This window comes from Proteus vulgaris, from assembly GCF_011045815.1.
Lineage (GTDB): Bacteria > Pseudomonadota > Gammaproteobacteria > Enterobacterales > Enterobacteriaceae > Proteus > Proteus vulgaris_B.
This window is the reverse complement of record NZ_CP047344.1, coordinates 2,296,283-2,308,922: the sequence shown is the minus strand read 5'-3', so window position 1 is coordinate 2,308,922 and position 12,640 is coordinate 2,296,283. Positions and strand designations below refer to the sequence as shown.

Sequence of the window (12,640 nt, the reverse complement as noted above, 5' to 3'; positions counted from 1 at the left end):
CATTAGGGTGTCTTTGATGCAAAAAAAATTTAAAACAACATATTATCTGTTTATGTTAGCTGGCTTGGGTTTTATTGCAGGATGCAGTAGTTCAACCCAGACACAATATTCATCAACACAAGCAGTGAATAAAAGCAGAACAATACCGGCAACAAGTCTTAGTGTTCCTTTAGATGAATCGGCTAAGGCAACATGTGTTTTTTCAGGAGGGATACCTTCTTTAAACTATGAATTACATGGTGGGCAGACACCAGTGTGTCAATTTGCTAATGGTAAACGCTGTAGTGAACAGGCATTGATTGAAGGTGCGTGTATTCCAGGTTAAAACTGAATTAAAGCATATTATTTAGTCAATATTTAAGCCTTATTTTGCGAAAATAAATAGCCCTTAGCAACACACTAAGGGCTGTTTTTTTATTCTTTTGATTTAAAAGAACTAGTGATTTGGCTCATTAAGACCAATAGACCCACAACAAAGTAAGCAGAGAAAATAATCAGCATCCACTGTGGCATTTCTAATGTTAAGAATTGCCATTGGCTGACAGAGCAGTCACCCGTTGCTTGGAATACAGCAGGGAACCAATCTTGTAATGCAAACCAAGAAGGTAATGTGACAAAGAAATCACATGTTGCAAAAGGTGATGGATTAAGAATAAGTTGCGTATGCTCCCAAGCCAGCTCAATGCCTCGGTAAGCTGAATAAAGCCATAAAAAACTACCTGCCATACGCATGAGTGCCATTTGGGGGGCGCTTGCACCAATGAATGCGGCAACTAATATTCCTAATACTGCGATGCGTTGATAAACGCACATCACACAAGGCATTAATTCCATTCCGTACTGAAAATACAATGCAGCACCTTCAAGACCTATTGCTGTTAATGCAAGCAATAGCCATGAAAAACGGCGTTGTGACCAGTGACGAAGAGCAGTCAGCATAATAATGTCCATTTAAATATTAAAATAAGTGTCTATTTTGCCCAAAATTCAAGCGCAAAAAAAGTTAAAACCTGTTATTTCACAAATATTTACATTCAACCTTCTTTTAATGAAAAAAATAGGACTTTTATCAAGTAAAAGCCCTATTTATGTGGTGTAACTGTAGAACTATTGTTATGGAATAGCAACTAAGCCTATTTCATAAAACCAATGTGTTGTAGGAACTAGCCAGAATTCAACTGCCAGTAAACCAAATAATGTCATTACAATAGTATATGGCAGAGCCATTATTACCATTCGTCCATATGATAAACGAATAAGCGGAGATAACGCAGAGGTTAATAAAAATAGGAATGCTGCTTGGCCATTAGGTGTGGCAACAGAAGGTAAGTTTGTACCTGTATTAATAGCAACACCAATATGTTCATATTGTGATTGACTAATTAATCCATCTTGTAAAGCTGTTAAGGCTTCGCTGATATATACAGTACCCACAAAAACGTTATCTGAAATAGCAGACAATAGACCATTAAACAGATAGAAGAGAGAGAGCTGTGAGGACTCTGAAGCTTGGAGTACAAACTGAATAATTGGACCGAATAATTGTTGGTCAATAATAACAGCAACAATAGAGAAGAAAACGGTCAATAGCGCAGTGAAAGGTAAGGCTTCTTCAAATGCTTTGCCGAGCGCATGCTCTTCTGTAATACCACAAAATGCAGTAGCAAGAATGATAACAGATAAACCAATAATACCGACTTCTGCTAAATGAAGAGCTAAAGCAACAATTAACCAGATCCCAATTAATGCTTGAACCATCAATTGTGCTTTTTCTTGAGAAGTGCGTTTTTCACTGTTTTTCTTATCGTACTCAGTTAAAACTTTACGAACTAAATCAGGTAATTCAGCGCCATAACCAAAAATTTTAAAGCGCTCTACCAAATAGCACACAGCAAGGCCTGCAAAGAAAACAGGGATTGTTACAGGTGACATTCGAATAAAGAAGGTCACAAAATCCCATTCTAAATGTTTTGCAATGATCAGGTTTTGCGGTTCACCTACCATGGTCATTACGCCACCTAATGCAGTACCTACACCAGCATGCATCATTAAGCTACGTAAGAAAGCACGGAATTGTTCTAATGTTTGTTTTTTCTCTGCGGTATCAATAAATCCATCATTATTTAGCTCTGTTCCTGCTTGGTTAGAGGCGAAATTATGATAAATAGAGTAGAAACCGAGAGAAACACTGATCACAACAGCGATAACGGTTAAAGCATCTAAAAAGGCAGATAAAAAGGCACTTGCAAAGCAAAAAGCGATAGATAACATTCGTTTAGAACGAATAGATAAAAGCAATTTGGTAAAAGCAAAAAGCAATAATTGCTTCATAAAATAGATACCCGCAACCATGAAGACTAAAAGTAAAATAACTTCAAGGTTGTTGGCAATTTCATGACCAATTTGTTTTGGGCTAGTCATTCCAATAATGACAGCCTCAATGGCAAGTAGTCCTCCGGGTTGCAATGGGTAACACTTTAGCGCCATAGCCAGTGTAAAAATAAATTCTACAACTAATAGCCAACCGGCGACAAAAGGGTCAACAAAGAAAAAAATCAGTGGGTTGATAATTAAAAAAGTAAGAATAGCAAGCTTATACCAATCGGGAGAATTTCCCATAAAGTTCTTCAGTAGTGCTTGTCTTATACTCATATCCATTAGGTTTCTCATCCTCCAAACAGAGATTTTAAGCGCAATCACGCGCGATCTAACCATAGTACGCGTTAATTGCTGTGAAATTAAGCGCGTTAGTAATAATAAATTGATAAAACTACATCAGGTTTTATGATGCCACTCACTATTTAATGATGGTTGAGCTATATCAAAATTAAGCATTCTGATATTATCTTTTTCATTATTAGCAGAAAAATCGCTTCGGAAGAAATAAAAATATGGTTATTAAGGCTCAAAGCCCCGCAGGTTTCGCGGAAGAGTATATTGTTGAAAGTATCTGGAATAATCGATTTCCCCCTGGATCTATCCTACCAGCGGAACGTGAACTGTCTGAATTAATTGGTGTAACAAGAACCACATTAAGAGAAGTATTACAGCGCCTTGCTCGTGATGGATGGTTAACGATCCAACATGGAAAGCCAACAAAGGTAAACAATTTCTGGGAAACATCTGGCCTTAATATTCTTGAAACTGTAGCTCGTCTTGATCATGATCGCGTACCGCAATTAATTGATAATTTATTGGCGGTAAGAACCAATATTTCAGCTATTTTTATCCGCACTGCATTTAGAAGCAATCCTGAAAAATGTATTGAGGTTTTAAATCATCAGTTAACGACAGAAAATAGTGCTGATGAATTCAGTGAATTAGATTACAACATTTTTCGTGGCTTAGCTTTCGCATCAGGTAATCCAATTTATGGTCTTATCCTCAATGGTTTGAAAGGTCTATATACGCGTGTTGGTCGTTACTATTTTTCAAACATTCAAGCCAAAGAACTTGCTTTAGCATTCTATAAAAAATTAGCTGCATTGTGTGAACAGAAAGATGTTGAGCATGTAATGGAATGCGTTCGTCAATATGGTAAAGACAGTGGAATTATCTGGCAAAGCTTACAATCACCACTTCCTAGTGATTTGGAAGAAGTTAAACGCTAATTTTTTGTGATTTTTGTCATAATAGAAAAGGCCAGTATCCTCATTGATTTGTGATGCTGGTTTTTTTATGTTTTAAAAAAATAAAGTGTCATATTTTAGGCAATGCTTTAAATAGGCTAATTTTAGTAAAAAGAGTTACTAAAGTTAGTTAATTAAAAAATTATAATCTAATATTTTGTCTATATTTAGTTTTTAATAAAATCTGCATTCGGATTTTCTACGGATAAAATTCTCTTTTAAATAAATTAATTTATTAATAAATATTCTTATAATTTATTGATAAACGCATATCTTGTTGATTTTAATTGTTAATTCAGCGATTTTTCGTTGAAAAAAACTTATTCAATAATAGACAAGTGTGACTTAACTCTAAAATTTGCTTTTTTATTCGCCTAGATGATTATTCTATATTGGCTTTTTGTGTATGGAATATTATTCTTATGTTATATCAATGTAAATTATTGGAGTCTTGCCATGAAAGTGATCATCTTAGGTGGCGGCGTTATTGGTGTAACGAGTGCGTGGTATCTTGTGCAGCAAGGGCATGAAGTCATTGTTGTTGACAGACAAAGTAGTGCAGCAGAAGAAACCAGTGCGGGCAATGCTGGTCAGATATCGCCAGGATATGCAACCCCTTGGGGTGCCCCGGGCATTCCATTAAAAGCAGTAAAATGGATGTTCCAGAAACATGCACCCTTAGCCATTAAACCGGACGGTTCACTTTTCCAATTACGCTGGATGTGGCAAATGTTACGTAATTGTGATGCGTCACATTACACTATGAATAAAAGTCGCATGGTGCGTATTGCTGAATATAGTCGTGATTGTATCCGTCAATTGCGCCAAGATACAGGAATTGAATATGAAGGGCGCCAAGGGGGAACTCTTCAACTTTTTCGTGATCAAAAACAATTTGATAATGCCGCCAATGATATTGCTGTCTTAAAGCAAGAAGGCGTTGCTTATGAATTATTGACGGCAGAGCAACTTAAATTCGCAGAGCCTGCATTAGAGCATGTTAGTCATAAACTCACCGGTGGTTTGCGTTTACCAAATGATGAAACAGGTGACTGCCAAATTTTTACGAAAAAGCTCGCTAAAATGGCAGAAGACGCTGGTGTTACATTCTTATTTAATAAAGAAATCAAACATTTATTGTTTGATGGTGATAAAGTAGCGGGCGTTCAATGCCATGATGGATTACTTACCGCGGATCATTACGTTGTTGCTATGGGTTCTTATTCAACGGAATTTTTGAAAAATAAAGTCGCCATTCCTGTTTATCCGCTTAAAGGTTATTCACTCACGATGCCGATTATTGATGCTTCAAGGGCACCCACATCAACTATTCTTGATGAAACCTATAAAATTGCGGTAACACGTTTTGATGAGCGAATTCGTGTTGGTGGAATGGCAGAGGTCGTTGGTTTTAATTTGGATGTTTTAAAATCACGCTGTGAAACATTAAAAATGGTTGTACAAGATCTCTATCAAGGTGGCGGTGATATAGAAAAAGCCACATTCTGGACAGGACTAAGGCCCATGACACCAGATGGTACGCCTATTGTCGGGCCAACGGCTTATCGTAATTTATCTTTAAATACGGGGCATGGCACATTAGGTTGGACGATGGCATGTGGCTCAGGGCAATTATTGGCTGATTTAATTTCAGGGAATAAACCTGCGATTGCTGCTGATGATTTATCTGTGTTTCGTTATATCGATGGCTTTAATACTAAATTGCTCTTACCAGGGCAAAAACTTGATGCTGCTTATTAATTGAGGAAAAAACATGTCCAGACCCACAAAAGTAACCATTAACCTCGATGCTTTAAGCCATAATCTGTCTGTTATCAAAGAGAGAGTGAAGGGCAGCAAAGTGTGGTCTGTTGTGAAAGCAGATGCTTATGGGCATGGATTATCCTGTGTTTGGCCAGCATTGAGTCATACAGATGGCTTTGCATTAATTGAATTAGACAAAGCCATTATGCTAAGAGAGCAAGGATGGGTTGGACCCATTCTTTTACTTGAAGGTTTTTTTAAACCTGAAGATGTCTATTTATTAGAACGTTATTCTCTGACAACAACAGTGCATTCCGATTGGCAATTTGATGCCATAGAAAAAGCACAATTAGAACGCCCCATTAATATCTATCTTAAACTTAATAGTGGAATGAATAGATTAGGTTATCGTTCTGATGTTTATCAACAAGCTATCGCCCGTGCTAAAAGCATCAATAACATCGGTTCTATTATTCAAATGTCGCATTTTGCTAATGCAGATACAGGGCTGAATATGGATGCGCAAAAAGCGGTAATTAATCAAGCAATGGTCAAAGAATTACCTCGATGTTTAGCAAATTCGGCAGCTACATTGTTTTATCCTGAAACATATCAAGATTGGGTGCGACCAGGCATTATTTTATATGGTGTTTCGCCTTCGGGGATTTGGCAAGATATTGCTGATTTCGATTTACAACCCGTAATGACATTTAATAGTGAGATATTAGCCATTCAACAAGTGAAAAAAGGTGAGCAGATAGGCTATGGCAGTCGATATATTGCTGAGCGTGATATGCGAATAGGGGTTGTTGCTTGTGGTTATGCGGATGGTTACCCAAGACATGCGCCAGATGGTACACCAGTTGTTGTTAATGGGCATAAAACACAATTGGTAGGGCGTATTTCGATGGATATGTTAACCGTTGATGTTACGGATTTCCCTGATGTCACTTATGGTAACCCCGTTGAATTATGGGGTGAACAGCTCCCAGTTGACGATGTTGCAACAGCCTGTGGCACTATTGGTTATGAATTACTGTGTGCAATAGCTCCTAGAGTTACAGTTGAAGTGATGATAAATCTACCTAATTCCACTTTTTCTGATCTAAATGAAAGTTGTTGATAATCACTAAACTAGAATAAGCTTAAATTTATTTTGATTTGGTGATCCTATGAGTAACGGCATTGCATTGCGTGTGAAAGGTAAGGTTCAAGGCGTTGGTTTTCGTCCATTTGTTTGGCAATTAGCCCATCGTTTTGGTTTATTAGGGCAAGTGAGTAACGACAGCTTAGGTGTATTAGTGCACTTAACACCCTCACCTAAAAATACACTGTTTATCGAAGCATTAAAAGCCGAATGCCCCCCATTAGCGCGCATTGAACGTATAGAAGAATCACCCTATCAATGGGAACAGTTACCGACCGACTTTATTATTGTAAAAAGTGGTGGTGGCGAAATGGATACACAAGTGGTACCTGATGCCACGACTTGCCAAGCATGTATTGATGAACTGTTTGATCCCCAAAACCGTCGTTTTCATTACCCTTTTATTAACTGCACACACTGTGGACCTCGTTTTACTATCATAAAAAAAATGCCTTATGATAGGCCATTTACCTCGATGTCTGAATTTCCATTCTGTCCTGAATGTAAACATGAATATGAAGATCCTGCAGACAGACGATTCCATGCTCAACCTAATGCATGTCCTGTGTGTGGACCTTATATTTGGCTTGCGGATAAGCAGGGTGAAGAGTTAGCAATTAAAGAGTTTGCATTAACTCAAGCCTGTGAAGCGTTACATGCTGGAAAAATTGTTGCTGTTAAAGGTGTTGGTGGTTTTCATTTAGTATGTGATGCACGTAATAATGAGAGCGTTGCATTATTACGAAAACGCAAATACCGACCAGCGAAGCCGTTAGCTGTGATGATCACTGGAATTGATCAAATTAAAGAAGATAAGCAAGATCCTGATTTTCTTCCAACGGCTATCCAAACTTTGCAAAGCACTGCGGCTCCAATTGTATTAGTCCCTAAAACTGCTGTGTCTAAACTTTCGGAGCTTATTGCACCGGGATTAACTGAAATTGGTGTTATGTTGCCAGCCAATCCATTGCAACATTTATTAGCGCGTGGCACGAATATTCCACTGGTTATGACATCAGGAAATGCATCTGGTCACACTCCTGCGTTAAGTAACGAAGATGCTTTAATGCAACTGCGTGATATTGCTGATCTATTCTTGATGCATAATAGAGAGATTATACAGCGAGCTGACGATTCATTAGTACGTATTGAAGATAAGCAGAGTATTATGATCCGCCGTTCTCGTGGTTATGTTCCTGATGCTATTTCATTACCTGACGATTTTGAGCCACAACCCTCAGTACTTGCAATGGGGGGCGATCTCAAAAATGTATTTTGTTTATTACGTCAACATCAAGCCATTATGGGGCCTCATTTAGGGGATCTTGATGATTTAAGTGTGCGTCAACAACTGATGAAATCATTAGATCTTTTTCAGCAAATTTATCGCTTTACGCCTAAAGCAATTGCGATCGATGCACACCCGAATTACATTAGCCATCAACTGGGCAAACAATTCGCCCAAGCGCAAAATATCCCTGTCATTGAAGTTTTTCACCATCATGCACATATTGTTTCTTGCCTTGCCGAACATGGTCATACCCATCAGCAAGGTGCTGTAGTAGGTATTGCACTTGATGGTTTAGGCTTTGGGCAAGATGGCTCTTTATGGGGTGGAGAATGTCTACGGGTGGATTATCAAAAATCAGAACGAATAGGTGGGCTTCCTGCAGTTGCCATGCCTGGGGGAAATCTGGCTTCTATTCAACCCTGGCGAAACTGGTTCGCACATTTAGCTACTTTTTCTAAGAATTGGCAAGGTAGTGTTATCACCCAGTTGATACCTAGTAATGATTTGCAAATATTAAGTAAGGCAGTAGAACGTGGTTTCAATTCACCTAAAGCCTCTTCTTGTGGGCGCTTATTTGATGCGGTTTCAGCATCATTAGGATTAGCCCCTAAAGAAATAAGTTGGGAAGGTGAAGCTGCATGTTACTTACAAACAGCAGCATTAGCGTGTCAAAAAGAAAAACAAGCGGAAATTATTAAGCAATATGGGCATTTAATGCCTATAAAAAATAATTTGCTTGATCTATCTGTTTTTTGGTCGCAATGGGAAGGTGTAAAGCTTAATGCCAGTGAAAAGGCGTGGCTATTTCATTATTTATTAGCTGAAAGTTTAGGCAATATTGCATTGCAATATGCTGATGAACATCAGATTGATACCGTTGTACTTACGGGCGGTGTGTTAAATAACACATTACTCAAACATCTGTTTCAGAAAAAATTAAACAATAAAAAAGTACTAACCCCTATGATATTGCCCGTTGGAGACGGTGGTATTGCATTAGGGCAAGCACTGATTGCTACACATTTAATGCAAAACAAAAATAATTATAGGTAAAATAATATCAGTATTAGTTAATTGTGACTGAAATTGGTTTTTGGTTGCTACTTTATTAATGACAATATGGAAAATCATCGTGAGTAATAAGAAGATTATCATTTCTTTAGCCGTTATTGCAGGACTTAGCACACCAGCAGCATTTGCTGGAGAATGGTCAATTGGTGGCTCGGTCTTAGCACAAGTCACTCCCTATAAAGGGGCTAAATCAAAAGATTATTTATTACCAGTGCCACAAGTTAACTACCAATCAGAAAATTTCTATTTTGCGACATTAGCCGCAGGGTATTACTTGTGGAACACCCCTAAAGATCAACTTTCTGTTGATTTACACTATTATCCTCAAGCTTATAAGCCAAGTGATAGTGATGACGAGCAAATGAAAAAATTGAATCGTCGTCGTGATACTATGATGGGGGGTTTTACTTATAAACACCATGAATCATGGGGTAGCTTAAGAGCGATTGTTTCTGGTGATATGCTGGGTAAAAGTAACGGTATTATCGCTGATGCCGCCTATTTATATCCTTTCGAATTAGGTAATTGGTCTTTCCAACCGGGTGCGGGTGTTGTTTGGGAAAACAAAAAGCAAAATCGTTATGCGTATGGTATTACTCATGCAGAATCACAGCGTAGTGGTTTAGCTGAATACACGCCAAATGATAGCTGGAGACCTTATTTCGAGATTTCAGCTAACTACAAGTTTGCTGAAAAATGGAACTTCTTTGCTATGGGGCGTGTTGACCATTTACCAAGCGAAGTCAAAGACAGCCCAATGGTGAATAAGTCTGTAACTGCGATTGTGTGGACTGGTGTGACTTATACATTCTAATTAATGACTGTATAACGTTATAGATATTTAACTAGGTCATTTATGACAAAAAAGCTTCGATTTAAACTTCGAAGCTTTTTTATTTGTGTAATACGTGAGTAATATTTATTTTTCAGCAATATTTTTACGAACACGCACTACTAGAGATAAACGACCAGGATGCACATTATCTGGTTTTAACGGTTGATGGATACGTGCAGTTTCTACACAAGCCATTTTACGGTAGCCACCTGCACTCATATCTTTCATTGAACTTGCAAGCTCTGCGCCGGGGTTCCAACATACCACATCACTATGGTGATAATGATGAACTTCAATTGTGCGATCCCAACCATCATCATGAATAAGATTAAAATCGTCAGGCTCTGTATAAAGCCTATCAGTGCGTCCATTAAAACGTAATGCGGTTTCATCAGTATAGACTTCTTTGTCTGCCACAGTGTCAATGTAGTGGCTTCCTAAGCCGGTAATAGAGACATTATCAATATCACTCACATTAAAATAAGAGTGAAGGGCGGCTGTCGCGTCATAATCACCATAAGATTCTAATTCTACTTCACAAGTTGCCCCTAACTTAAAACGAGCAATTAGAGTAAACGGATGAGGCCAATATTTTTGTGTTTGTTGGTTCTCTTTTAGTGTCATTGTAATAAGCACGCCGTCATCTTGTTCTGTGTGGGCGCTAAATTCCCAAGGTAGAATACGTGCAAATCCGTGACTTGGTGTACCTGCTGAAGCGAACCAAGGCCAGCAAATAGGGATGCCACCACGAATGGCAACACCGGGAGTGAAGAGTGATGCTTCACTGAGCCAAAAGACAGGGTGTTCTTGTGCGGGTTGCCAAGCAATTAAATGTGCACCTTGAAGGCTAATAGCTGCTCGAACTTTAGGATGTGAAATAACAAGGATAGGAAGTTCACCTAATTGCCGACGACTTAAATAAGGTGATATTTGTTCAATAATCGGCAATGAAAAAATTTTCTCGTTCATTATCTTTGGGCCTTCTGTCACTGACTATTTCAATACAATAAACTGACTGGCTGGAAAATAAAAGAGCCACCTAAAAGGTGGCTCTAAGCAAAATCTTGATTTTCTAAGCTCTAATTATTTAGAGATATGAGAAATCAGATCCAGAACTTTGTTTGAATAACCAACTTCGTTGTCGTACCAAGCAACTAATTTAACAAAGTTGTCGTTCAGAGCGATACCTGCTTTAGCATCAAATACTGAAGTCAGAACTTCGCCATTGAAGTCAGTTGAAACAACTGCATCTTCAGTGTAACCCAGAACGCCTTTCAGCTCGCCTTCAGCTGCTGCTTTGATAGCATCACAGATTTGTGCGTAAGAAGCTGGTTTTTCCAGACGTGCAGTCAGGTCAACAACAGAAACGTTAGGAGTAGGAACACGGAAAGACATACCAGTCAGTTTGCCGTTCAGTTCAGGAATAACTTTACCTACAGCTTTAGCAGCACCAGTTGATGATGGGATGATGTTTTGAGAAGCACCACGACCACCACGCCAGTCTTTTGCAGAAGGACCATCAACAGTACGTTGAGTTGCAGTTGTTGCGTGAACAGTCGTCATCAGACCTTCAACGATACCGAAGTTGTCGTTGATAACTTTAGCTAAAGGCGCTAAACAGTTAGTAGTACAAGATGCGTTAGAAACGATATCTTGGCCTGCGTATGATTTATGGTTTACGCCCATTACGAACATAGGAGTGTTGTCTTTTGAAGGACCAGTCAGAACAACTTTTTTCGCGCCAGCTTGAATGTGTTTACGAGCAGTTTCGTCAGTTAAGAACAGGCCAGTTGCTTCTGCAACAACGTCAGCACCGACTTCGTTCCATTTCAGATTTGCTGGATCTCTTTCTGAAGTTACGCGGATGGTTTTACCATTAACAACGAGGTGGCCATCTTTTACTTCAACAGTACCGTTGAAACGGCCATGAGTTGAATCGTATTTCAGCATGTATGCCATGTAGTCTGCGTCTAACAGATCGTTAATACCTACGATTTCGATATCTGAACGTTCTTGAGCAGCACGGAAAACGATGCGGCCGATACGACCAAAACCATTAATACCTACTTTGATAGTCATATGTATTCCACCAGCTTTAATTTAGTGAATTAAAAAGTTGCTTCTAAAGTTACCAAAACCGCGCCAATCGTCAAGCGGAATCGTGTCAATAATTGCAAAAAATCAATTAAAAAAACACTTTTCGCTTAAAGATTGGTCGTTTTAGCTAAATGTTACGCTGTGTATTATCGGGATCAACGCCGATAAATGAAGTTACCTTTGCTCCGTTATGTGAAATTCATCACATTTCAAAAACTAAAGATTACTCTTGATGATTTTAGACTATATTTTCCAGATTTGTTGTTAAATCTTTGTTATTATTCACTGTTGTTTTAAAAAGCATTTTTCTGAGCACGAGGTCGATATGGCAGATAATGAAAAGAAAGTGAATATTTCAAGTAATAACAATCACCTTGATTTATCAACACTCAATGAAATGCAACGTTATGTGACGCAGCAACACGGCACAGAACCTCCGTTTAGTGGTAAGTTATTACATAATCGTCAAACTGGGATTTATCACTGTTTATGTTGTTCTGCTCCCTTATTTTATTCAGATACAAAATTTGATGCAGGATGTGGCTGGCCTAGTTTTTACCAACCTGTTAATAGTGATGCGATCCGCTATATTGATGATTTTTCTCATAATATGAAAAGAACGGAAATACGTTGCCAGCAGTGTGATGCACATTTAGGTCATGTTTTTAATGATGGTCCAGCCCCTACAGGGGAGCGTTATTGTGTTAATTCAGCTTCACTGTCATTTACAAACAGTGAGACAGGTGAAGAGCAGAAAGGTTGATAGCTATTAAATTAACAAAATAATAACAAGTGAAAAAACGATT

Annotated in this window: 11 protein-coding genes; 7 read left to right on the top strand and 4 right to left on the bottom strand. The window is 38.4% G+C overall.

The features are described 5' to 3' along the window. The first annotated feature begins 16 nt into the window (after positions 1–16). The gene (locus GTH24_RS10890; protein ID WP_072068324.1) at positions 17–325 is read left to right on the top strand and encodes a putative hemolysin; all 309 of its coding nucleotides are present in this window, start codon (positions 17–19) and stop codon (positions 323–325) included. Between the two features lie 89 nt (positions 326–414). On the opposite strand, the gene dsbB is transcribed toward GTH24_RS10890, so the two are convergent. Together dsbB and nhaB are read right to left on the bottom strand one after the other, a co-directional pair. After that, positions 415–939: a disulfide bond formation protein DsbB gene (gene dsbB, locus GTH24_RS10885; protein WP_072068323.1), complete on the bottom strand. Its 525-nt coding sequence runs from the start codon at positions 937–939 to the stop codon at positions 415–417. Between the two features lie 174 nt (positions 940–1,113). Continuing rightward, positions 1,114–2,658, bottom strand: coding sequence for a sodium/proton antiporter NhaB (gene nhaB, locus GTH24_RS10880; protein WP_072068322.1), 1,545 nt, complete (start codon positions 2,656–2,658; stop codon positions 1,114–1,116). Positions 2,659–2,891: 233 nt separating this feature from the next. Between nhaB and fadR the strand changes: the two genes are divergently transcribed. The 5 genes from fadR to GTH24_RS10855 all read left to right on the top strand — a co-directional run bounded on the left by fadR (position 2,892) and on the right by GTH24_RS10855 (position 9,716). After that, a complete protein-coding gene (gene fadR / locus GTH24_RS10875; RefSeq protein WP_072068321.1) occupies positions 2,892–3,611 on the top strand; it encodes a fatty acid metabolism transcriptional regulator FadR in 720 nt (239 codons plus the stop codon). Between the two features lie 474 nt (positions 3,612–4,085). Continuing rightward, positions 4,086–5,390 carry a D-amino acid dehydrogenase gene (locus GTH24_RS10870; protein ID WP_164526402.1) on the top strand — a complete coding sequence of 435 codons (1,305 nt, stop codon included), beginning with the start codon at positions 4,086–4,088 and terminating at the stop codon, positions 5,388–5,390. 13 nt (positions 5,391–5,403) lie between these two features. Continuing rightward, on the top strand, positions 5,404–6,516 hold the full coding sequence (gene alr, locus GTH24_RS10865; RefSeq protein ID WP_072068320.1) for an alanine racemase: 1,113 nt from the start codon (positions 5,404–5,406) through the stop codon (positions 6,514–6,516). A 49-nt stretch (positions 6,517–6,565) separates the two neighbouring features. Next, positions 6,566–8,884: a carbamoyltransferase HypF gene (gene hypF, locus GTH24_RS10860; protein ID WP_164526401.1), complete on the top strand. Its 2,319-nt coding sequence runs from the start codon at positions 6,566–6,568 to the stop codon at positions 8,882–8,884. 79 nt (positions 8,885–8,963) lie between these two features. Continuing rightward, entirely contained in the window at positions 8,964–9,716 is a 753-nt protein-coding gene (locus tag GTH24_RS10855) for a MipA/OmpV family protein (protein WP_115349887.1), read from the top strand. A 105-nt stretch (positions 9,717–9,821) separates the two neighbouring features. Here the strand turns inward: GTH24_RS10855 and GTH24_RS10850 are convergent, their stop codons facing one another. Then, positions 9,822–10,706 (bottom strand): D-hexose-6-phosphate mutarotase, encoded by an 885-nt coding sequence (locus tag GTH24_RS10850; RefSeq protein WP_164526400.1) that lies wholly within the window; start codon positions 10,704–10,706, stop codon positions 9,822–9,824. A gap of 114 nt (positions 10,707–10,820) precedes the next feature. After that, a complete protein-coding gene (gapA, locus tag GTH24_RS10845) occupies positions 10,821–11,816 on the bottom strand; it encodes a glyceraldehyde-3-phosphate dehydrogenase (RefSeq protein WP_072068317.1) in 996 nt (331 codons plus the stop codon). Positions 11,817–12,159: 343 nt separating this feature from the next. On the opposite strand from gapA, the gene msrB reads away from it, so the two are divergent. Continuing rightward, positions 12,160–12,597: a peptide-methionine (R)-S-oxide reductase MsrB gene (gene msrB / locus GTH24_RS10840; protein ID WP_072068316.1), complete on the top strand. Its 438-nt coding sequence runs from the start codon at positions 12,160–12,162 to the stop codon at positions 12,595–12,597. Positions 12,598–12,640: the final 43 nt, after the last annotated feature.

Bases quoted from the DNA above. Each gene is read 5' to 3' on its own strand.
- GTH24_RS10890 (WP_072068324.1), top strand. From the start codon at position 17: ATGCAAAAAAAATTTAAAACAACATATTATCTGTTTATGTTAGCTGGC.
- dsbB (WP_072068323.1), bottom strand. From the start codon at position 939: ATGCTGACTGCTCTTCGTCACTGGTCACAACGCCGTTTTTCATGGCTA.
- nhaB (WP_072068322.1), bottom strand. From the start codon at position 2,658: ATGGATATGAGTATAAGACAAGCACTACTGAAGAACTTTATGGGAAAT.
- fadR (WP_072068321.1), top strand. From the start codon at position 2,892: ATGGTTATTAAGGCTCAAAGCCCCGCAGGTTTCGCGGAAGAGTATATT.
- GTH24_RS10870 (WP_164526402.1), top strand. From the start codon at position 4,086: ATGAAAGTGATCATCTTAGGTGGCGGCGTTATTGGTGTAACGAGTGCG.
- alr (WP_072068320.1), top strand. From the start codon at position 5,404: ATGTCCAGACCCACAAAAGTAACCATTAACCTCGATGCTTTAAGCCAT.
- hypF (WP_164526401.1), top strand. From the start codon at position 6,566: ATGAGTAACGGCATTGCATTGCGTGTGAAAGGTAAGGTTCAAGGCGTT.
- GTH24_RS10850 (WP_164526400.1), bottom strand. From the start codon at position 10,706: ATGAACGAGAAAATTTTTTCATTGCCGATTATTGAACAAATATCACCT.
- gapA (WP_072068317.1), bottom strand. From the start codon at position 11,816: ATGACTATCAAAGTAGGTATTAATGGTTTTGGTCGTATCGGCCGCATC.
- msrB (WP_072068316.1), top strand. From the start codon at position 12,160: ATGGCAGATAATGAAAAGAAAGTGAATATTTCAAGTAATAACAATCAC.